Genomic DNA, 22,698 nt, shown 5'->3' with positions numbered 1-22,698 from the left:
AGCCAACCCGTCGCGGCACACAAGAACACCCCCTGCCAACTAAAAGGAGCAATGTCAAAAACTTCGTTCAAAAAACAAAACCAAAATTATCAATGAAGATCGGAAATATGTGCTTTTGTCGTGTACGAGGCAAGAAAGATCGATACAAATTTTGTATCAAAACATATTTTGCAAAATAGAAAGATCGAGAGAAAAATTGAAGCAGAAAAGATAGGTGTTGATATTTAATTAACGAGCCCCAGATGAAAAATCTGAAGCTCATTGATTGAATAAATGGTTGTTTATTGCATGGTAAATCTCAGTGCCTCAGAGGCTATAACAAACTCTTCATTTGTTGGAATCACCAGTGCCATCGGTGTTCCTTGCTGACTGATCATACCAGGTTGACCAAAACGCGCCTTTTCGTTGGCTTCCACATCTTCACGATAGCCAAATACCCGTAAATTCATCATGATCAGATGACGCACTGGAAGCGAGTTCTCGCCTATTCCACCAGTAAATACGATAGCGTCAACCTCATCCAGTGCAACCATGTAAGAGGCAATGTATTTCGCAACACGATAACTGAACAATTCAAGCGCCAGTTGCGCGCCCTTGTGCCCCTCTCCTGCAGCTTCACAGATACCCCTGCAGTCGCTGGTAAGTTCAGATACCCCCAGAAGACCGGAATTGCCGTTCAGTTCTTTATGAATTTGCTCAGGCGTCCAACCTTGCTTTTGCAAGAACTCAGGAATACTTGGATCCAGATCGCCACAGCGAGTCCCCATCATCAAACCTGCAATGGGTGTGAAACCCATGCTGGTGTCCACACTCTTACCATTTTTTACTGCGCAGACCGATGCACCATTACCCAAATGCACAGTGATCACATTAGTTTGCTCTGGCACTTTATCCAGTTGTTTTGCCGCTTCACGACTAACGAAATAATGGCTGGTGCCATGGAAGCCGTAACGGCGTATTCCGAAATCGCGATATAGCTTCTGTGAAATCGCATAGGTATATGCTTTGGCCGGCATCGTCTGGTGGAAAGCGGTGTCAAAAACTGCCACCTGAGGCAAGTGTGGGAAAGCACTGATGGCCGCACGGATACCAACTACATGAGATGGATTGTGGAGAGGAGCAAGGCTACTCAGAGATTCAATTTTCTCTATGACACTATCATCGATAAGTGTTGCTTGGGAGAAGTGCTCTCCACCATGTACAACACGGTGTCCAACAGCACATAGATCACTGCCAAGGTGTTCCTTTTCAATCAGTGAGACAATAATATCAACAGCCTGCTGATGATGGTTATCCCCGCTCTGAAGAATCACTTCCTGCTTATCAATGCCCTCTCCTTTCCAAGCAATACAGGCATTATCCAAGCCGAAACATTCGCCAATACCTGAGACGACCGCGTCGCCAGTTTGGGCTTCGACTAATGCAAATTTAAGGGAAGAACTGCCTGAGTTTAGGACTAATACTAATGGTTTACTCATGGAACATCTCTTGGGCAAGCTAAAAAAACACTGAAGTGAGAGACGCCCATTATTTAAATTTTTTTTAATCTATCAACATCTTTTTGAAGCAAAGCCTAAAAATCTGACGTTTTACTGTTTAGGATCAAGGGTTTTATTAACAATGCTGCTGAAGGGATAAATAAATAATGAAATATGGTTAATAACTGGGCACATTTATGTTGATAGGAATTTATAAAGCCGATCAAAAAAGGTACCCGGTTAAATAAGGTACCTTCAAGGACACGACAAAGTAGATAGAATCAGTTCATCGTCAGTAATGACTTCCCTACCAAGCACTCCAGCTCTTGCTTGAAACCATTACCGAATCGCTTGCACCCCTCTGACTCCAAATTTTGGCAAACTCGCCGGGTAAAATTTATGTCGTTGTCATCAGTAGCTCGAAAGAGAAAGATCAGGCGAAGCACTGCTGCGAATTTTTCATCACTTGCCAGTGCACTTTTCCAACTGTCTGAAAAACTTGTCTGGTCCCCTTCCAAATCAAGTTTATCCAACAAAATGCTGATCAGGCGATCATCAAGCTTGCTGATAAAGTCGGTTTTTTTGGGAAAGTGATGACTGATTCCCGTGCGGCTGATTCCGGTTTGTTCGCTCAACGTGGTATAAGACATTTTGTCGTAACCGTGAACGATGAGCTGGTCAACAGCAGCGTCGAGGATCGTTCTTATCGTCTCTTCAGTATCTTCCCTACTTCTTTTAGGCATAGTCTTTTTCCTGTTTCAAACTGTGTAACGGAAAATGGCCATTCCCCTAAATTTCATTACCTTCTCCGACACAGATAGACCCAATTTGTCATTTCCTCCTTACCGAAACTGAATACATTCGGCAGGTTACCGTCTGGTACTCCCTAACCCAGTTCTATTAACAATAGTACAAATTCTCAAAAACACTTGTTTCGTCTTTATTTTGATAATTTTGAAGCATTTACTACTTTTTCCGTACCCCATATGGCGTTAAGAAAAGTAGACAAGTTTGAAAATAATAGTGATAAAAACTTGCCACTGTTGTGTTTAACCAATGACCACTTCAAAGATTGAACAAGCGTTTTAGACAAAGTCTTGACTCATCGTACCAGAGCTACTTAAGTTAACGAGTTGATAACAATAATATGAATGTTTCCATACCTCTATCGCAGCAAATGGAGTGCTCTGATGTCCCTACCTAAACCTTACGAACGCATGTTGCAGTTCGCCGAGAATGAAAGGTCCAATGAAGTTTTTCTGCGTCAAATCATTAACCGACAGTTTAAAGATTTCACCTACTCAGATGTTATTGATCAAGCATTGAGAATGGTTACCGCACTCAAGGCCATGGGTCTTCAGCCCGGCGACCGTGTTGCACTAATATCAAAAAACTGTGCCGAATGGTTTATTTCAGATTTGGCAATGACACTCGGCAGCTTCATCAGCGTTCCAATCTTCCCGACCGCGGGAAAAGAAACGATTGGGCACGTTCTTGACCATAGCGAATCCAAAGCATTATTTATCGGAAAATTAGATGACACGCTGGCTGTAAAGGAATCTATTGATGAACGTTCTGAAATTCTGACGATTGCCTTCCCTTACCCAACCATTAACTGTGGCTACGATTGGAATGATCTGTTGGTCAAACATGAGCCCAGTGATGATCGTCCTGAACACGGGGACGATGATTTAATGACAATCGTCTACACATCGGGAAGCACAGGGCTGCCAAAGGGTGCCATGCTGACTTACGGAGCTGTTACATGGGCTGCTACACAGGTTTGTGAGCTTCTTGGTGTGTACAAAAACGATAGAGCATTTTCATATCTTCCTCTTGCTCACATCACCGAACGTGTTTACATACTCAGTACGACAATGCTTGCTGGTACGTGTACCGCCTTCCCAGAGTCACTTGATACCTTTATTGACGATGTCAAAATGCATCGGCCAACGTTATTCATTTCTGTACCTCGTCTTTGGACTCTTTTTCAGCAACGAATTCAAGAGAAGCTGCCTGACGCTAAACTCAATTTCTTACTCAAACTCCCCATTATTTCAGGCTTGATTAAGAAAAAAATTCAGACCAATCTTGGACTGGAAAACTGTCGTGTCCTTGGCTGTGGCTCCGCCCCAGTCTCACCAGCTTTACTTCGCTGGTACGAGAAAATCGGTATGAATATCACCGAAGCATGGGGAATGACAGAGTCAATGGCATACAGCACTGTTAACTATCCCTATCGCAGCGATAAGGTAGGTACAGTGGGTAACGCTGGCCCGGGTGTTGAGGTCAAAATCGCTGACGATGGAGAGATTTTGGTCAAAACAAAAGGCTTGTTTTCTGGCTATTACAAAAATGAAGAAGCGACAAATGAGACCATTATTGATGGTTGGCTTCACACGGGTGACAAGGGAAGCCTCGACGCTGATGGTTACCTGAGTATTGAAGGGCGAAAAAAAGATGCCTTCAAAACAGCGAAGGGTAAATTTGTGTCGCCAGTACCTATTGAAAAACGCCTCTTTGAACTCAGTAATATTGAGCTAATGTGTTTGGTGGGTTCAGGCATGCCAGCTCCGATATTACTCGCAGTCCCTCATCAATTTCCGAACATGGACAAAGCACGCTACGAACGAAAAGTAGAGTCGATAATTTCAACGATAAATGGTGAACTGGAGAGCCACGAGAAGATCAAAGGTGTTCTCATGGTCGAAGATCCATGGAGCATTGAGAATGGTATCCTGACACCAACATTGAAAATCAAGCGACATGAACTCGAAAAAATATACCAAAACATCTGCGACGAGTGGCCGAAAGGCAAACTGGTCGTGTGGGAATCTAACTAGGGTAACGAATAAAACGTTCCAATCAAAAAACAAGCAGGCATAAGCCTGCTTTTTATTTCTTGCCATTCCAGCGATTCGGACAGGCTCTCACATTTCTTGGTTTAACTATCTTATCTGCGTAGTCACCGATCAGCGACAAACATCGATGGTATCTATGGTGTAACTTACCGCTCACTCAATACAGATTTGTATGGATATTAAGACAAAGATCACGATATTTTTTTCTGTTATCGGTCAAATTATACCCAGTTAGTTCTTTTATTTTTTAACACATATTATCTCGTTGTTTTGGCGGTATTTGTAATTTTTGAATCAATAAAAGTTACACTTCAATGCATCATTAAGGTAATTAAACCAAGATGAGAGCCATGCTATGAAAAATAGAATCAAGGTTATTTCAAGTTGGAAACCAACTAACAGGAGAGAATCAGAGGCCATGTTGCAGCTGCTCCGATATGAGCTTTGTAAGCAAGGTAATATCCCGAAGATAAAAACCAAGTGAACTTTCAGATAGAGTGCATTTCCTCTTTGAGGAGTGCCTCAATCGTTATCTCAAGTTTTTGTCCTGCTTCCTCATAGTCAAATTTCTGGATATCCATATGAATGGCTGTCAAATCCACTTTCATTTCGTTTGCACTTTGCTTTATTCCTTCGATAAAATCCAACGCCTGCGCATCAAATTGACCCAGTAAAATAGCAAGTTGTTCTAATTCTATTCTTAGCTCTTTTCTGCTGTAGCCACTGAAATTTACCTCTCGTACCTCAGGATCTGCCCCGGCAGGAACCAAGAGCAAAATTTGACTCATCAATAACAACATTTTATCGATAAGAATTATCTCAACGTTGCCTTGTTTTGCTCCTTTTTCAAGCCTGGCAGCAAGCAAACTGAGTGACTTTGCTGACACATTACCTGCTGTTCCTTTGATGGTGTGAGCTAAGAGTTCGATATCACGGAAGTCTGACTTTTCGTGTTTTTGTCTGAGTTTCTCAAGCTTGACGGTGTAGGTATCCAACATCATTGTCACCATGCGCCAGTACGTACTTTCGTTTCCACCAAGGCGTTGTATGCCTTCGTGAATATCCAACAGGTGGCGGGTGTCCCGCGCCATTTCTTCTGGTTTTTTGGTACTGCTGACGTCCAGCTTGTTTGATGCGGTTGTCCATCGACAAATCACTGCAATAAGTTCCTTGGCCTCCACAGGTTTAGCGATATGGTCATTCATACCCGAAGCTATACATGCATCTATCTCGTTTTGCAGTACATTGGCGGTCATCGCCACAATAGGTAAATCGGTAAACTCTGATATCTTCCTTATTGCCCGGGTCGCTGAAAGTCCGTCCATGACAGGCATTTGCATGTCCATGAGCACTAGGTCGTAGTTATTTTTTCTTATTAGCGAAATCGCCTCTTTGCCATTTCCAGCAACCTCTAGCTGCGGCTCACAGTGTTCCAATAATGCTTTTGCCACCTCCTGATTAATGTAATTATCCTCGACAAGAAGAATACGTACACCTGATAAATCAGCATAGGGAGCAGCACTTTCACAACAGACTTCACTCAGTAGATCACGGAGACGCTTACTCAGTTTTTTGGTGGATACCTTTGGCGCGATCACATCGTCGTACACGTTTGAATCTTTATATTGCGGGTGGGCCTTGTGTTCATCCTCAGAAATTAAAATAAATCTCGGTGCGGGTGATAAGTTGAGTTCTCTGTAGCTATTTATCGTGGCGCTACTTTCAGACTCTGGCACCTTGTTCTCGATCAACACAATACTGTATCCGGAGCCACGTGCGCTGGCATCAACAAGTTCAGCATTCACGTTCGCATCGAACGAAACGGCGACAACATCGAGCCCCAGTATAGTGAGTGAACGGTTCATATCACGCGAAGCCGACACCTCTTTTTCAACCAATAGCACTTTTACCCCGTCTAGCAACACTTCCTGTTGAGTGGCATCATTGTCATCCGCAATGAACGACTTGTCCTGTTTTGTTTTCACTGTAAATGAGAATCTGGAGCCGACGCCGGGCCAGCTTTCAACCCATATTTTCCCTCCCATCAGCTCAACAAAACCTTTAGATATTGACAACCCCAGTCCAGTGCCACCGTATTGACGACTGATCGAGCTGTCTGCCTGAGAAAAAGATTCAAATAATCGCGACACTTGTTCATTTGTCATCCCGATGCCTGAATCTTCCACCTCGATCAGGAGCATAAAAGCGTTATCAGAAAATTGATCATCTCCGGCCTTGACTCGTACGATCACCTGACCCTCATCGGTGAACTTGATGGCATTACCGATGAGATTCACTAACACCTGTCCAAGTCTTTGCGGATCGCCGATTTGTCTGTCCGGTAAATCCGGAGAAATATCTACGATCAGATCAAGGTTCTTTTCCCGTGCTTTACCTACTGTGATGTTACAAACGTTATCCAGCACATCATCAAGTGAAAAAGGGTTATTCTCGATGATGAATTTACCTGCCTCTATCTTAGAAAAATCGAGGATATCGTTAATGATCCCAAGTAGAGAACGTCCGGCCTTTTCAATGTTAGACACGTAGAGGGACTGCTTTTTTGTTAATGCTGTCTGCAACGTTGCCTGTGTCATGCCAAGAATCGCATTCATGGGAGTACGGATCTCATGGCTCATATTGGCGAGGAACTCACCTTTTGCCCGGCTGGCTTTGGTCGCCTGATCTTTCGCAGCGGTCAAATCAGCTTCCAAACGCTTCTGGGTTGTCACATCAACAAAGAGACCAACAATGCCCAGTGGTTGGCCCTCTGCGTCGAAATAGGTAGCTTCAATGACTGTCAAATTTCGCCGCTCTCCAGCGGCGTTATCTATTTCAATGTCGTAAAACAATGATCCCGGATAATCCAGTAGTTCTTGCTCATTTTTATCAAAGAGTACGCCAATTGGCTCACTGAATAATTCGGTGGGACACTTTCCGATGACGTCGGCATAGAACACGCCGAGAAAGTCAGTAAAAGCATTGTTTACATTTATATATTGTCGTTCTTTGTCACGGTAATACATAGGATTTGGAATGGCGTTAATGATCTGACGATTTAACGTCAGCTGCTCTGACATTTGGGCGTCGGCGGCTTCTTGTTTTTCTGCTGTGATGGCAAGCTGAATTGCAATCGCCATATCCTCCCTAACTGCTTCAAGCCATTTTATTTCGTCCTGTTGTAGAGAATGTACAGAGGCTAGCTCTATCATTCCCAAGGGCTCATCGTTAACGGACAGGGGCATAAGCACAATATCATGCAGCTCAAGATTTCCCATTCCCAGTTGGAGCAAAAAAGAAGACTCTCGATTGCTGAGTCTTAGAATCTTTTGTTCACTAAACGCGCGGCGATAGGAGGGAGGTAGCACTTCGGGGGTCGGTAAGTTTCTGTCACCACCAATGCTCGAGCGACATACCAGTTGCCCATCATCGACAACAAAAACATTGATCAAAGGGATGTTAAATGACTCGCTAAGATAACGACTTATCTCTTTACTCATTGCCTCTGTGGCGCTGAAATCCTTGCCGTCATTGGAGAAGAGTGAGAGGGTCTCTGTAAATACAAAGCGATGATTCAGCTCAAGGAGAATTTGTTGCTGCACGTCTGCCAGTTCCGTCAATGCACCATAGCTTGACTGACCACTTGCATATTTAGCTGACAGATTATCAACCCTATTTTCTAGAGCCTCACGCATAAGATGAATAGGCCGAAAAAACTGAAGCCACACAAGACGCCCTGACAACGCAAGAACAACAAGCAGCAGCAAAACGACCACCACAATAGTTTCTTGCAGTCGGTTCTTTTGTTCTACGATACCTGCGATTTCTCTACCCAACCTAGCATTCACAGTGCGCAAATAGAGATCGATAGCTGATAACGCTCTTTGTCTGTCTTTTAGGTAAGTGAGTGAATGTGTGATGAGGCCAAAATCTTGCTGCACCCCCGTTGAACGGTCAAAAACACCTCTTTCTACTCGTTCAAGTTCGTCAAATGACTCACGAGCTTGCTCCATAATGGCAATAGCGGCCACATTTGTCTCTGTCTCCTTGAGGGTGTCGAGAAAGTGTGGGAATAGAGTGCGTTCAGTGCCGGCAACGCTCTTGGAATTGTCTTGAACAGCCTCAACAATTTTGCCAGCCCAGAAATTATCAGCGAATTCATTTCCTACATTCCTGTCATTCCGGAGTTGGTGGTAGAGAGCGAACCAAACAGGATCACCCGTCGACGCGAAATAACTGGTAAAACGCGTCGATAAATCAACCCTGTTACTTAAATCAAGGGCCAGTGTATTTTGCTGCTTAATATGATTATGGATACCGCTAAGCTCATCATCCAAATGCTTTATTTCTTTAACAGACCAAAATATAAAAACAGAAAAAAACATTGCTACAATAAGAAGCCAAAAATATAGACAAGTTGTTATTTTCATTATTCTTTGTGCAAATTTTATAACCTAATATCCAAAAATAATATATAAAAAGATAGACATTTATGTTAGTACTATCCGTATACGTCATAAATAACCATCGGATGTGTATTCTGTAGTGCAAGATGCATTAACGGCATCGTCGAGAGTGCTGTGAATATTTCCCTCAACATCAAAATATTCTTCTTTTTCGAGATCAGCTGACAGAGAGAGTACCATATTGTTTTCGCAACGAATTTCGTAATAAAACATATTTCCATGGCCTTCCGCGCTTTGCGATATCACTTCCCACGCCGATGATGAAGAAGAAATGAATAAAAATATAAAGACAATTTTTACCATAATAAAGAATCTCATAGAGAAATACCTCTTGTATCCTATATAGATAAATATAAACCATACCAAGAAAAACTTGTCGTTTTTACCTTTCATTCAACAGTAAATATAAGCATGTTTAAATAATTACACTGTTAACGTTAACAGTGAAAGAATCCAGTGCTTTGATTACAGCGGGACGAGATATAATGAGACGCTACCTTCTAGTTTTACTCACTTCCTTGTTAATTTTCGGTTGCAACACATCTGATAACACACAAAATTCTGCAAGCAAAGATTTGCCCTTTACCCTCTAAAGGTATACCCGTCAATGAACCTGAATGGGCCGTTATTCAAATTAACATTCAAGGTAAAGGTACTGCTCTACTCGTTGGCAAGGGTATGATTAAAGGGGATAACAACCATAAGATAGCACTGGGAGAAATGGTGCGTATTGATGTCTCCTCAGCTGAATTTCATAGCGTGGTCAAAGCGCAGGGATGCGGCGGTAAATATAGCGGTAAATCCTATGTCATAGAGAGTGTGGAAAAATATTGTGTAGTCGATTTTGTTATTGAGCCCGATGTCTTCAGCGTAAAAATCAATAGTATCGGCAACGGCTCAGTCAGCCCAAATAGCTGGCAACTTCCCTTCGGGTCTGAAAAAGTCTTCACCGTTACACCTGAGCAATACTCCTACGTTTCATCCGTGGAGGGCTGTCAGTCAGTGATGTCCGACAACAAAATCACGGTCAAAAATATCAGCAACGACTGCAATATAGACGTAGCCTTTGCACCGCGTTCTTTTGAGGTCGTCACCCAGCTTAATGGTCTAGGCACTGTGTCACCGACAAATGGGAGAATGACGCATTTTGACAAACAAGTATTCACCCTGTCTCCCAACGAGCATCATAAAATCGCCAGCGTCTCAGGCTGCAGCTCACAACAACTGTCTGATAATCAATATATGGTCGAGAGCCTGACCGATAACTGCTCACTGGAGATATCTTTCTCACCCATCAAATACACCATTGATAGTAGGGTAACTGGCGACGGAAACATTCTCTTCAAAGAGCAGCCAGTGCCGACCGCTATGACAATGACTCACAGTGATACTTACCTTTTCATGCTCGAGGCCAAACCGCATTCAGAGTTTGAGAGTATCGACGGTTGTAACGGCTCGATCGACGGAAGTAAATATCGAATTCAACATCCAGTATCAGACTGCACCATTAGTGCTGTTTTTTCTGAAAAAGAATATCAATACACTACGAGCGCGAAAGGTAGTGGCAGCCTGTCTTCTGCTGGAGGAGTAATCACTCACAGCGAGGTAGTCGACCTGACCGTTGAGCCTGAGAAATATTTCGAACTGTCGTCCATTACTGGCTGTAACGGAATACTCACAGATACTACTTACCGTCTCGCGGGCGTACTAACGACTGCGAAGTAAGCGCCGACTTTGTTGCCTCAACGTTCAACGTGACCAGTCAGGTCGCGGGAGACGGGGTGCTTTATCCCTCTAATGCACAAATGATGCACAGCGAAGTCACTGTCTTTTCGCTGCAACCTGATGTGCTCCAAAAAATTAAAACTGTGACTGGATGTTCAGGGGTCCTTCAGGATGGGCAATATACCGTCACCCACCCCACGGAAGACTGCCAAATTGTGGTCGAATTTGAACCCATAGCAGAGGAGGTTCTGTCTCAAACTGAAATGAAGACCGCGACATTTTCTCTCCCCATTACACCTCGTGATATCGCCACTCTTGATGCGACAATCGACAGTTTCGACGAGCTGGATTTACCGGATAAGTTTGTCTTTGATGGGATCAGCTTCGAAAACATTGATGACGTCTGGTACATCATCAACCAGACTCCTGTTCCCATTGAGACTCTGGCAGTGAGAGTGGTCGGTAATAACACTCTCACACGCCTGTCTTTGTCAGAAACCGTACCGGAATACAGCAAAGCAGCCATATCTTTCTCAACATCCTCGGTAGAAAGCATCGCATTTGAGCATCAGTTCAAGCTGTTTAATCCGACAATCACGATTGGCCCCAATAACGTAGCGGACAAATGCACGGATGAAACCAAAATATGCTACAGCGCGCCTAATTTACAGCAGCGAGACATCATCGAGAAGACAGTGATCAATATCTACAACTTAGTAAATACAAAAGGCTACTCAGAACTAAAAAAACAATTCTTTGGCAAGTACTGCGGAAACTACTCGAAGTGCGCGGCGTATACAGATGTTGATCTACCGTATGACGAATTTAACTTACTTAAGTTTGGTGCTGAGGGACATAATCTATTCCCCAGAATAATTAGGAATGTAAGAAAAGCATTAGGTATGGGAGGCGGCAGTAAAGCCAATCTCAGCCATTTTCGTTCAAGCAGCGGTGGCTGGGCGTCTATTTGGGAAGACTTTATAAACCATGAACATCCTAAATATGGCAAATTCAAACCCCACGCATATATGATTTGGTATCACGAGATTGGCCATGCCATGGGAATGAGCCATTCCACCGGGATGACTTACGGATGGGCCGACCGATTTAGTAAATTTTATCTACCGCTGGCCATTGACAACGAGACGAGAGAAAGCAGGGGTAAAATACATACACCGCCAATTCTCATTGACCATGCTATTATCAATCAAAATAGTATCAAGCTATCCTTTGTGAATACCAGTCAACTTGACATATCACAAGTCAACTTGCATGTATTAACTGCATGTAAGTGGAATTATGACCTCGCCTACTACCCGTCACCTGATAACCCTAATGTGACCATTCGCTACACTGAACCACCACATTGCCCGTTATTTTTACGGGCAACAGTTGATGACGCGGATCGAGTAGCAACCATCAAGATCAGTAGAAATACCTTGGTAGAGTCAAATAGCTACCACATTGACGGTAAAATCTACCAAATACTCAATGATAGTTTGCTCAAACCGTATGAGAGTGCATGGGGAGTAAGAAAAATCTGCGAAATACCAGGCAGCCGTCTGGCGAAAAAGGAAGAGTACAAATTACTTTGGCAGTATATCATTACCATAATAAGTTACTTAATACACTGAGCAAGAGACGTTTTATTACATACGATTCATCAAGAATCAGGAGAGTGTGGCTAATGAAAATTGAAGATTCATAAGTGAATTCTATACAAAAACATATAGCTGAAAAAGTGGGTACAGATATGGGTCTAGTCTATATTTTCGGACAAACAAAATAGACGTATTATTGATTTATATTTTTTTAAATTATTTAAAATAATAATATAATATTTGGCTAGCTACACCCTTCTTTATCATCATTAAATCAGCAGCAGTAAAAAAATATATAATAATAGATTATTAATATATCTCATTTCACCCTAACATTATCAGTCACACACTAATCTAATTGATTATCAATAATAAGTATACATGACTAAAAATATTGTACCCCCGTTGTTTATAAAGAGATCTCAGTTAATTAATTAATGATATTTAATAAAATATAAAAACTAATATCTGGATATAATTTACAACTATAATTTTACTGTGAACTCTTTCTGACTTAAAAGTATTTCATACCTTAAACTTACCGGGGCAACACTTAATGAGTCGTCGTTTTCTATTCATCATCACTATATTATTGATTGTTGGCTGCGATGCCTCTGACAGCCCGCAAAGCAACACAACTCGTGAACCTGTAAACCCAGATGAATTAATCAGTGAACCTGGGTTGGCTATTGTCGAAGTCAATGTTAAGGGCAAGGGCATTGCTCAATTTATGGGCACAGATATGATTGCAGGGAATAACAGCCGTAAGATAGCACTGGGGGAAATGGTTCGCATAGATGTTGCTTCCGCTGAATTTCATAGTGTGGTCAAAGCACAGGGTTGCGGCGGTAAATACAGCGGTACATCTTATGTCGTAGAGAGTATGGAAAAGGATTGTGTAGTCGATATTGTCATTGAGCCCGATGTCTTCAGCGTAAAGATCAATAGTATCGGTAACGGCTCAGTCAGCCCGGATAGTTGGCAGCTTCCTTATGGCTCGGAAAAAGTCTTCACTGTCAGCCCAGAACAATACTTTTTCGTTGGATCCATCGACGGCTGTCAGGCAAAAATGAGTAATGATCAAATTACTATTAAGAACCTGAGTAATGACTGTAATGTCAATGTGGAGTTTGTTCCCCAGTCTTTCGAGATCGCCATCCAACTTAACGGCTCGGGCGCTATATCACCAGTAATTAAAAGCCTGACACATTTTGAAAAACACGTTTTTACCCCCTCTCCGAGTGAACATCATGAAATTACCAATGTTTCAGGCTGCGGCGTAAAGCAGCTATCTAATGATCAATATATCGTTGAGAGCCTAACCGATAACTGCTCACTAGACGTGTCATTCTCACCCATCCATTACACCATTGGCAGCAGGGTCACTGGCGACGGAACAATCCTTTATGACCAGCAACCAATGAATACTATGCCAACTGCGATGACAATGACTCACAGTGATACTTACCTTTTCATGCTCGAAGCCAATCCGCATTCAGAGCTTGAAAGCATCGAAGGTTGTGACGGCTTACTCAACGGCAGTGAGTATAAGATTCAACGCCCAGTTTCAGACTGCATCATGAATGCCGTGTTTTCCGAAACAGAATACCAATACACAACCATGGTGGAAGGCAATGGCAACCTATCTTCCCCTCAGGGAACAATTACTCATAGCGAGCAGGTCGATCTGACCATCGAGCCTGAGCAATATTTCGAGTTGTCATCTATCACTGGCTGCAACGGGGCACACATAGATGACATATATCGTCTTACTGGTGTTACTGACAACTGTGAAATTGATGCCGAATTTACTGCCAAACAGTTCAACGTAACGAGTCAGATCACAGGAGACGGAGCCCTTTATCCTTCAGATACATTGATGACACACAGCGACATTAGGGTCTTCTCCCTGCAACCTGGCCTGCTGCAAAAAGTGAAAACGGTTACTGGTTGTGGTGGTACACAGCAGGACGGACAATACACCGTCACACACCCCACAGAAGATTGTCAGATTGTGGTCGAATTTGAACCTCTAGCTGAAGAAACACTTTCTCACAATCAGGTAAAAACAAGAGAATTTTCTCTCCCTATTTCACCACGCAGCATCGAAACACTAGATGCAATAATCGATGGTATCGACACGCTGGATTTGCCAGATAAATTCGTCTTTGACGGCATCAGCTTCGAAAGCGTCGACAATGTCTGGTATCTCATTAACCAGACCCCGACGCCCATTGATAGTTTAGCGGTGAGGGTGGGAAGTGATAACACACTTACACGCCTGTCTTTGTCAGAAACCTTACCGGAATACAGTAAAGCGGCTATATCGTTCTCAACGTCCTCTGTGGAAAGCATCGCATTTGAGCATCAGTTCAAGCTGTTTAATCCGACAATCACGGTTGGCCCCAATGACGTATCAGACAAATGCACGGATGACACCCAGACATGCTATAGCCTGCCAGATTCGTCCCAACGACCGGTGATAGAACGAGCCGTGATCAATATTTATAACCAAGTAAATACCCAAAGTTACGCAGAGCACATCAAGACGTTTTTTGAAAAAAAATGTAGTAAGTATTCTCAGTGTGAAAATTATAAAGATGTTGATTTACCGTATAGCGAATTTAATCTTCTAAAATTTGGGGCTGAAGGTCACAGGTTGACGCTCAAAGTAATGAGAAATAAATACAGAGCTGAAGGTGTTGGCGGCGGTAGCAGCCCTAATCTCAGCCTATTTCTAACCAAATCAGGTGGATGGGCATCTATATGGCAAAATTACGTCAATAAAGACCACAAAAGTTTTAAAAATTACGATGGGCAATACTACAACATTTGGTATCACGAAATTGGGCATGCCATGGGTATGAGTCACTCAAGCGGCATGACATACGGCTTTGCTGACCACTTCAGTAAATTTTATCTACCACTTGTCGTTGATAGTGAGACCCGAAAAAATCGTGGTAAAACACACATACCTCCACTGCTTATCGAGCAGCGTATAATTGATAATGTTGGTATGACGTTAACCTTTGTGAATAGCAGTGATCTGGATATTTCACGCGTTAATCTCCACGTGCTAACCTCTTGTAAATGGAGTTATGACTTATCCTACTATCCATCACCAGACAACCCCCACATTAGGCTCACTTATGAATCTCCACCTAAGTGTCCGCTCTTCTTAAGAGCAAGAGTTGATGATGTTGACCGTATTGCAACCATCAAGATAAGCAGAAATAGGCTGCTTGAGTCAGAATCTTACTCGGTTGATGGGAAAATCTATCAAGTACTCGATGATAAGTTACTTAATCCAGATTTAAACGGCTGGGGAGTTAGGACAAGCTGCGAAATTCCGGGCAGTAGACTGGCGAAAAAAGAAGAGTACGAAAAACTATGGCAATACCTTCACGATAATAATTTACTCAATACACTGAGCAAAAAACGTTTTCTTTCTTCGGATGAGCCACTTGGCTACAGAATTTGGCTGATGACTTTTGAAGAGAACAAAATGAAATCACAACACTTCTGGATGACTATAAAGATGGGTAACGATAAGGGGCTTGTGTGTGTTTTTGATCAACCTTGATCATTGATAAGTTCGATTTTCGCACTTTCGTCGCAGGATACTCGTGCAGCTTTATCGAGTGAACCATGCACGTCACCGAAAATATCATGGAATAAATTGTCGTCGGCGTGACCGGAAATAACTATCTCATCGCCGTTGTTACAATGGATAGTGAAGAAAACGTTGGGAATTTCAATATCATCTTTCTCAACAAGGTCCCATGCCACGCTCGGTAATAGACAACACCAAAGTAATGAAAAAAGAACAATGTTGCGATGCATTACTTACCTCTGCCTCTTACGCAGTACTGACCAAAAAAACTTAAAAAGTTATGCGCAAAATATGTCATTAGTACAGATGAGTTAATCAACAAGCATCAAGGCGTGAGGTGAATGGAGTGATAATGTCATACCACTCCATATCTTTACAGGCGTAAGCTCTGCCATGCCTCACACATGGTGCGAAACACGTTCGCATCGCCTTCTGGACGGTCGGGATGCCATTTCAAGGCCATTTTTCGCCATTGCTGACGGATATCTTTTTCTGAGGCATCAGAGGGCAAGCCAAGTGCTGCCAAAGCATTACTTCTTTCAATGGTGGTATCAGTTGAATGCCCGATATATCTACGGTAACGCTTCCAAAAAGAGCGCAGCATTTCTTTTACGTCCTCTTCTTGCGCATTATAGTTGCGCCAATTGAGATAATATTCTCTGAGAGGATCCTGAACATCAATCTCTTGTTTTCTTAAGCCAAGTTTTGTTGAACGAAACATCAGGCGTATATTCATTGATTCCACCTGAAGCCACTGCCTTGGATATAACATTTCCTGCAATTGATAGAGTGCATTCATTATTAGAAAATTACGTTTGAATAAATCTAACTGCACATCCTCATCAAGCGGGTCAATGATAGTCGTTTTCTGAAGTTCAGCCATTAAATGGTGAACTTTCCAGCTGTCCGGAGATGCTTCAAGAATACTCAGAACTGGCCAGATAAGTGGATTGTCAATTTCGCCTTTCTGCTCCGCTAACATAGGTAGTGGCCTCCCTTCCGTCACCTGATTCACCCTTCAGAAAAGTCGTTTCTTTACTAGACATTAATCCAGAAAACTGATGTCTGCTGTCTAATGTTTTTAAGTCTGAGCTAATTCACATCATTAAATTTTGCCCACCTAAATTTTTTTGACAAAATTAATTTTCTGGGCATCTTAAAAGTGATACTTACTGTTGACTGTACGGTAAAAAATATATCTCTTCTTTTGTGCTTTTCTATTTCCTCAAGCAGAAAAAATAAATAAATTGAATGTTATGACAATGCATTAAAACAAAAAAGCACAACGTAATAGTTGTGCTTTCTTAAGACTCAACATGAGTATTTAGGTGGCGTTTTACATTTTATCCGCGGTAATAACGCTGAGGAACAAATGGCATTTTTTCAATTGTCATTGGCAGTTTTTTGCCGCGAACCTCAGCAAACAGCTCTGTCCCTACTGTAGCGAGCGCTGTATTTACGTAAGCCATCGCCACTGGCATGCCCTTTGTTGGGCCAAATGTTCCACTAGTGACGTTACCTACTTTATTACCATCGGCATCAAACAGCTCAGCTCCCTCGCGAACCGGCGCTTTACTTTGCCCAACTAGGCCTACACGCTTGCGCTGAACGTCTTTTGTCGCGATTTGATCAAGAATGACATCTGCACCTGGGAACCCACCTGCACGCTCACCATCTGCGCGACGAGATTTACTGATAGCCCACAGCAGACTTGCCTCTACAGGTGTTGTCGTCGGATCGATATCATTACCGTACAGGCACAAACCGCACTCTAGTCGGAGAGAGTCACGCGCACCCAGACCAATCCATTCTACAGCCTCATCACTCAGAAGTGTTCTTGCAAATGCTTCAGCCTGAGCAGCGGGAACAGAAATTTCGTAGCCATCCTCACCCGTATAACCTGAACGACTCACCAGACACTCAATGCCATTAAGTTCGATCTTTGCCGCGTCCATAAAGACCATATCGGCAACTGCTGGGTTAATTTTTGCCAGTACCTCTGCAGCTTCAGGTCCCTGCAAAGCAAGTAGGGCGCGATCGTCAAGGCGCTCAAGCGTTACATCTTCCGGTAGGTGCTTTTCAAGGTGTGCGATATCTTGCTCTTTACAGGCTGCGTTTACGACAACAAACAGATGGTCGCCAAAGTTAGTCACCATCAAATCGTCCATCAAGCCGCCTTGCTCATTCGTGAACAAGGCATAACGCTGCTTACCTACCGGTAAATCTTGGATATCAACGGGTACCAATGCTTCAAGTGCCGCCGCTGCGCCTGTGCCATGAAGGCGAAGTTGTCCCATGTGAGAGACATCGAAAAGGCCTGCACGCTCACGGCAATGTAAGTGTTCTTTCTTGACACCCAACCCATATTGCACTGGCATATCAAAGCCTGCGAATGGGACCATTTTGCCTCCCATTTCGATGTGCATCGCGTGAAATGGGGTTTTAAGAAGTTCCTGAGACATGTTTCGCTCCATGATAACTGCGTGATCTACGCACTTACTACTGTTGTCCTGCACCCCAGAGGATGCCGTGTAAAAATAGTTACTCGTCTGAGCTATGTCACGACGCCGTAACCCAAAGAATTAACGCATCTTTCTCACTTACTGACGCCAGCATGTGGCCCATGTTTGCGTCGTAGTAAACGCTATCTCCCTCATCAAGGGTGATCGCTTCATAAAACTCCGAGTAAAACTCAATGCTGCCTTCGAGTACCAACAAGAACTCTTCGCCATCGTGGCGAATCCAGTCCCCATACTCATCCAAGCTTCTTGCTCGGACGCGGGTCTTGAATGGCATCATTTTTTTATGTCTTAGCTGAGTCGCCAACAGTTCATGCTCATACGTCCCTGTCGGACGCGGCTTTCCCTGGCCAGAACGAGTAATATCACGACGGCCAGCAGCAGCTCTGGTTTGTGGTGGGGTAAAAAGCTGAGGAATGTCGATGTTCAGGCCTGCTGCCAATTTTTGCATTGCCTGAAATGTCGGAGAAATTTGTTCATTTTCAATTTTCGACAGCGTGGAGCGCGCCAGCCCGGTGCGTTGACTGGCTTCTTCCAGAGTCAATCCTCCGGCCATTCGAATTTCTTTCAACCGCTCACCGAGTTTAAGCGGAGCGATCTGTGTATCAGCCGTATGTGCGCTCTCACGACTTGCAGCATTCTTTTCGCCGCGCGTCAGAGTGACGACCGAAAGCACTTCCTGTGAATTTGTCTCTGTCATACGCCACAAATTTCCTTTGAGGTCAGCACTCATCTCTGACTATTTATACACATTCCGTGCGTCGCTTTCATCGTCTGAGTTAACGATTTGGATAAAAGTTTCGTATAGGAAACTTAATAAATCAACAAAACGTAGCAAAAACAACCGATTTTCCCGGAGTGGTGAATCAAAAAATAGCCTTGGTTTAATCAGCAAAGATTTAAGAAAAAATTACACTTTAATTTCAGCACTTTAAAATAAATATAGCGAGATTAAACAACTTATATCATGCTATAGAGAATAGATAAGCAAACGTTTGCTACGGACGCAAACTCTGTTACGATTGGCAACTATAAATTGCAACAATGATCACAGTGCGTGTTTCCTATAGGAAATTTATTTTGCGGAAGTAGCAGGTGTTTTGTATGTTATCGAATAACAAGGGATACACACGCAGGTTCGCTGGTTTCAAACAATGCGGGCTTGAATGTAGGCGCCTCAGCGTACACACGTAATGAGGCAAATAGAGTAAGGAGACATGCGATGAGCCACAGCATGTTCGATTTATTTAAAATAGGAGTCGGTCCGTCCAGTTCTCACACTGTCGGACCCATGGTCGCTTGCGCCCGTTTTGTTAGAGATGTTGAAAGTTATCAGCTGACCGACAAGGTGAAAGAAGTGGTCGTTGACCTTTATGGTTCTCTGGCATTAACAGGTAAAGGTCACGCAACAGACACAGCCTGTGCCATGGGCTTACTTGGTGAATGGCCACAAAGTATCGACTCCAACCTTATCCCATCTTTGACCGAGCAAATCAAACAAACCAAATCACTCTCTTTTGCCAGTAAAAACGTCATCTCATTCGACTGGGAAACACATATCGTTTTTCACAACGACATGGTGTTGACCGAACACCCCAATGGCATGAAGGTAACAGCCTACGACAAAAAAGGGGCTGTAATTCATACCAATACGTATTTTTCCGTCGGCGGTGGTTTTGTTGTCGAAAGAGGCGAAACATCAGCAGACAGTGACACCGTTGCGCTTCCCTACCCCTTCACCAGTGCCGCCGAGTTAATAGGCCACTGTCGCAATGCCGAAAAAACGATTGCAGACGTCATGTTTGATAACGAAATGGCCCGTGCTCTCGCAGAAAACCCAGACGCAAAACTGGACGACATATACCAGCAGATCGATGCGATATGGCAAGTCATGTTCGATTGCATTGAGCGGGGAATAGCATCAGACGGTTTATTGCCGGGCGGTCTCAAGATTAAGCGACGGGCTAAATCTCTCTTCCAGTCAATCAATAAAATGGGTCATACCGGGCTCCCACTAGACAGTAATGACTGGGTAAACATGTACGCCATGGCGGTAAACGAAGAGAACGCAGCAGGCGGGAGAGTGGTTACTGCGCCGACAAATGGTGCAGCTGGCGTCATACCAGCGGTATTGGCCTACTACAACAAGTTTGTTTCTCCGGGCAACACCCAAGGTATTCGTACGTTTCTGGCTACCGCAGCTGCGGTGGGCTCACTCTACAAAACAAATGCGTCAATATCCGCTGCAGAAGTAGGTTGTCAGGGTGAAATTGGCGTGGCTTGTTCAATGGCTGCGGCAGGTCTTGCTGCTGCAATGGGGGCCAGCGTCGCTCAAGTAGAGAACGCCGCCGAAATAGGCATGGAACACAATCTTGGCCTGACCTGTGATCCCATCAATGGGCTGGTACAGGTGCCATGTATTGAGCGAAACACCATGGGTGCCGTTAAGGCAATCAACGCAACTCGCCTGGCTTTGAACGGTGACGGTGAACATCACGTACCACTGGATACCGTGATTAAAACCATGCATGAAACTGGACTCGATATGATGAGCAAGTACAAAGAGACGTCTCTTGGTGGGCTTGCCACTAACACTATACCGATTAACGTGGTCGCTTGCTGACAGACAGCAATACCAGAATAACAAAGTGCCGACACAAAGGCCCTGTATGACAAAGGACTTAAAGATGAAACCTCGCTATCAGACAGCACAACATGAGAACTTCTTCTCGACCAACCTGAACGAGACAGACGGTGCGGTAATGGCCTGCATCAAGGCTGAAGAGAAACGTCAGAACCAGCAAATCGAGCTGATTGCCTCTGAAAATATCGTGTCAAAAGCAGTAATGCAGGCACAGGGCAGCTGTCTGACCAATAAATATGCAGAGGGCTACCCGGGTCGTCGTTATTACGGTGGCTGTGAACACGTTGATGAAGTCGAAGCTATCGCTATCAGCCGTGCAAAGCAGTTATTCGGCTGCGAATACGTCAATGTGCAACCTCACTCTGGTGCTCAGGCAAACGGCGCCGTCATGCTGGCACTGCTGCAACCCGGTGATACTATCTTAGGCATGTCACTGGATGCTGGTGGACACCTCACACACGGTGCCCGCCCTGCTCAATCTGGTAAATGGTTCAACGCTATCCAGTATGGTGTCAGCGAAGATACACTGGAACTGGATTATGACGAAGTCGCCAGACTGGCTCAGGAACACAAGCCAAAAATGATCATCGCGGGTGGTTCAGCGATTCCTCGCCATGTCGATTTTGCCCGCTTCCGCGAAATTGCTGATAGCGTCGACGCATTGCTGATGGTTGATATGGCGCATATCGCAGGTCTGGTTGCTACAGGCTCTCACCCGAGTCCGATTCCACACGCACATGTTGTGACCACAACCACACATAAAACGCTCCGCGGACCCCGTGGTGGTATGATTCTAACTAACGAAGAAGCCGTTAGTAAGAAGATTAACTCGGCTGTTTTCCCAGGCTTACAGGGTGGCCCTCTGATGCACGTCATCGCTGCTAAAGCCGTGGCTTTTGGTGAAGCACTGGAGCCTGAATTTAAACTTTATATCGACAACGTCGTATCAAATGCAAAGGCGCTGGCTGAAGTGCTTCAGTCACGCGGTTGTGACATTGTGACCGGCGGCACAGACACCCACCTTATGCTTGTCGACCTTCGCCCTAAAGGGCTGAAAGGTAATGTGGTGGAAGTGGCACTTGAGCGTGCTGGCATTACCTGCAACAAAAATGGTATCCCGTTTGATACCGAAAAACCTATGGTGACTTCTGGCATTCGACTGGGCACCCCCGCTGGCACTAGCCGTGGTTTCGGTGTTGAAGAATTCCGTTTAGTCGGCCAATGGATTGGCGACGTACTTGATGGCCTTGTTGAGTCACCCGACGGTAATCCTGAAGTTGAAGAGCGTGTTCGCAAAGAAGTACAACAACTTTGTCAACGATTCCCACTTTACCACTAATAACAATTAGCCCGGAGAGAACCGGGCAATAACTTTTACATATTTATGGAGATATTCAAATGGATGCAACACTTAAGTTTACTGCTTCGCATGAGTGGGTAAAAGACAATGGCGACGGCACTGTTACCGTCGGTATTTCAGATCATGCTCAGCAGTTGCTGGGCGATGTAGTATTCGTTGACCTACCAGAAGTAGGTGCTGAAGTTGAAACAGGTGAGAGCTTTTCACTGGTTGAGTCTGTTAAAGCCGCATCCGATATTTACGGCCCCGTTAACGGTGAGATCGTTGAAGTAAACGAAGAGCTGGAAGACAGCCCTGAGCTGGTAAATGAAGCCCCGTATGAAGGTGGCTGGCTTGCAAAAATTAAGCTGGCAGACGATCACAACCTAGATCACCTGAGCTCAGCAGAGGAATACCTAGCTTCCATTGAAGAATAAATCAGGAACTCAATG

At 44.0% G+C, this 22,698-nt stretch carries 15 protein-coding genes; 7 read left to right on the top strand and 8 right to left on the bottom strand.

Annotation, left to right across the window (positions count from 1 at the left end):
- Window positions 1-281: 281 nt before the first annotated feature.
- A complete protein-coding gene (locus A8L45_RS17690) occupies window positions 282-1,478 on the bottom strand; it encodes an acetate kinase (RefSeq protein WP_068904689.1) in 1,197 nt (398 codons plus the stop codon).
- A 281-nt stretch (window positions 1,479-1,759) separates the two neighbouring features.
- Window positions 1,760-2,221: a TetR family transcriptional regulator gene (locus A8L45_RS17685; protein ID WP_068904688.1), complete on the bottom strand. Its 462-nt coding sequence runs from the start codon at window positions 2,219-2,221 to the stop codon at window positions 1,760-1,762.
- Between the two features lie 447 nt (window positions 2,222-2,668).
- Between A8L45_RS17685 and A8L45_RS17680 the strand changes: the two genes are divergently transcribed.
- Window positions 2,669-4,321, top strand: a complete 1,653-nt coding sequence (locus A8L45_RS17680; protein WP_068904687.1) for an AMP-binding protein — start codon at window positions 2,669-2,671, stop codon at window positions 4,319-4,321.
- A gap of 506 nt (window positions 4,322-4,827) precedes the next feature.
- Here the strand turns inward: A8L45_RS17680 and A8L45_RS17675 are convergent.
- Entirely contained in the window at window positions 4,828-8,676 is a 3,849-nt protein-coding gene (locus A8L45_RS17675) for an ATP-binding protein (RefSeq protein WP_175402017.1), read from the bottom strand.
- 177 nt (window positions 8,677-8,853) lie between these two features.
- Window positions 8,854-9,123, bottom strand: coding sequence for a hypothetical protein (locus A8L45_RS17670; RefSeq protein WP_068904686.1), 270 nt, complete (start codon window positions 9,121-9,123; stop codon window positions 8,854-8,856).
- Window positions 9,124-9,483: 360 nt separating this feature from the next.
- On the opposite strand from A8L45_RS17670, the gene A8L45_RS17665 reads away from it, so the two are divergent.
- From A8L45_RS17665 to A8L45_RS17655, 3 genes are all read left to right on the top strand, one after another.
- On the top strand, window positions 9,484-10,530 hold the full coding sequence (locus tag A8L45_RS17665) for a hypothetical protein (protein WP_068904685.1): 1,047 nt from the start codon (window positions 9,484-9,486) through the stop codon (window positions 10,528-10,530).
- A 29-nt stretch (window positions 10,531-10,559) separates the two neighbouring features.
- Window positions 10,560-12,164 (top strand): hypothetical protein, encoded by a 1,605-nt coding sequence (locus A8L45_RS17660; protein WP_175402016.1) that lies wholly within the window; start codon window positions 10,560-10,562, stop codon window positions 12,162-12,164.
- 523 nt (window positions 12,165-12,687) lie between these two features.
- Window positions 12,688-15,714, top strand: coding sequence for a hypothetical protein (locus tag A8L45_RS17655; protein WP_068904683.1), 3,027 nt, complete (start codon window positions 12,688-12,690; stop codon window positions 15,712-15,714).
- On the opposite strand, the gene A8L45_RS17650 is transcribed toward A8L45_RS17655, so the two are convergent.
- The 4 genes from A8L45_RS17650 to A8L45_RS17635 form a co-directional block, all read right to left on the bottom strand.
- Window positions 15,705-15,974 (bottom strand): hypothetical protein, encoded by a 270-nt coding sequence (locus A8L45_RS17650; protein WP_068904682.1) that lies wholly within the window; start codon window positions 15,972-15,974, stop codon window positions 15,705-15,707. The two genes, A8L45_RS17655 and A8L45_RS17650, sit on opposite strands and share 10 nt — an antisense overlap.
- A 143-nt stretch (window positions 15,975-16,117) precedes the next feature.
- Window positions 16,118-16,726: a DNA-J related domain-containing protein gene (locus tag A8L45_RS17645; RefSeq protein WP_068904681.1), complete on the bottom strand. Its 609-nt coding sequence runs from the start codon at window positions 16,724-16,726 to the stop codon at window positions 16,118-16,120.
- A gap of 361 nt (window positions 16,727-17,087) precedes the next feature.
- A complete protein-coding gene (gene gcvT, locus A8L45_RS17640; protein WP_068904680.1) occupies window positions 17,088-18,206 on the bottom strand; it encodes a glycine cleavage system aminomethyltransferase GcvT in 1,119 nt (372 codons plus the stop codon).
- A gap of 97 nt (window positions 18,207-18,303) precedes the next feature.
- Window positions 18,304-18,963: a helix-turn-helix domain-containing protein gene (locus tag A8L45_RS17635; RefSeq protein ID WP_083228402.1), complete on the bottom strand. Its 660-nt coding sequence runs from the start codon at window positions 18,961-18,963 to the stop codon at window positions 18,304-18,306.
- A gap of 522 nt (window positions 18,964-19,485) precedes the next feature.
- Here A8L45_RS17635 and A8L45_RS17630 point away from each other — a divergent pair.
- The 3 genes from A8L45_RS17630 to gcvH all read left to right on the top strand — a co-directional run bounded on the left by A8L45_RS17630 (window position 19,486) and on the right by gcvH (window position 22,683).
- Complete coding sequence (locus A8L45_RS17630; RefSeq protein WP_068904679.1) at window positions 19,486-20,886, top strand: L-serine ammonia-lyase; 1,401 nt, start codon at window positions 19,486-19,488, stop codon at window positions 20,884-20,886.
- A gap of 64 nt (window positions 20,887-20,950) precedes the next feature.
- Complete coding sequence (locus A8L45_RS17625; protein ID WP_068904678.1) at window positions 20,951-22,246, top strand: serine hydroxymethyltransferase; 1,296 nt, start codon at window positions 20,951-20,953, stop codon at window positions 22,244-22,246.
- 59 nt (window positions 22,247-22,305) lie between these two features.
- Window positions 22,306-22,683: a glycine cleavage system protein GcvH gene (gene gcvH / locus A8L45_RS17620; RefSeq protein ID WP_068904677.1), complete on the top strand. Its 378-nt coding sequence runs from the start codon at window positions 22,306-22,308 to the stop codon at window positions 22,681-22,683.
- The last annotated feature ends 15 nt before the right edge of the window (window positions 22,684-22,698 follow it).

It is taken from the genome of Veronia pacifica, from assembly GCF_001707825.1.
In the GTDB taxonomy this organism is placed as follows: Bacteria; Pseudomonadota; Gammaproteobacteria; order Enterobacterales; family Vibrionaceae; genus Veronia; species Veronia pacifica.
Note: the sequence above shows the minus strand (reverse complement) of the source record. Positions and strands in the feature narration are given on the sequence as shown.

Coding starts and splice junctions, on each gene's coding strand:
- A8L45_RS17680 (WP_068904687.1), top strand. CDS start 2,669: ATGTCCCTACCTAAACCTTACGAACGCATGTTGCAGTTCGCCGAGAAT.
- A8L45_RS17650 (WP_068904682.1), bottom strand. CDS start 15,974: ATGCATCGCAACATTGTTCTTTTTTCATTACTTTGGTGTTGTCTATTA.
- gcvH (WP_068904677.1), top strand. CDS start 22,306: ATGGATGCAACACTTAAGTTTACTGCTTCGCATGAGTGGGTAAAAGAC.
- A8L45_RS17685 (WP_068904688.1), bottom strand. CDS start 2,221: ATGCCTAAAAGAAGTAGGGAAGATACTGAAGAGACGATAAGAACGATC.
- A8L45_RS17635 (WP_083228402.1), bottom strand. CDS start 18,963: ATGACAGAGACAAATTCACAGGAAGTGCTTTCGGTCGTCACTCTGACG.
- A8L45_RS17630 (WP_068904679.1), top strand. CDS start 19,486: ATGAGCCACAGCATGTTCGATTTATTTAAAATAGGAGTCGGTCCGTCC.
- A8L45_RS17645 (WP_068904681.1), bottom strand. CDS start 16,726: ATGTTAGCGGAGCAGAAAGGCGAAATTGACAATCCACTTATCTGGCCA.
- A8L45_RS17655 (WP_068904683.1), top strand. CDS start 12,688: ATGAGTCGTCGTTTTCTATTCATCATCACTATATTATTGATTGTTGGC.
- A8L45_RS17665 (WP_068904685.1), top strand. CDS start 9,484: ATGATTAAAGGGGATAACAACCATAAGATAGCACTGGGAGAAATGGTG.
- A8L45_RS17670 (WP_068904686.1), bottom strand. CDS start 9,123: ATGAGATTCTTTATTATGGTAAAAATTGTCTTTATATTTTTATTCATT.
- A8L45_RS17625 (WP_068904678.1), top strand. CDS start 20,951: ATGAAACCTCGCTATCAGACAGCACAACATGAGAACTTCTTCTCGACC.
- gcvT (WP_068904680.1), bottom strand. CDS start 18,206: ATGTCTCAGGAACTTCTTAAAACCCCATTTCACGCGATGCACATCGAA.
- A8L45_RS17690 (WP_068904689.1), bottom strand. CDS start 1,478: ATGAGTAAACCATTAGTATTAGTCCTAAACTCAGGCAGTTCTTCCCTT.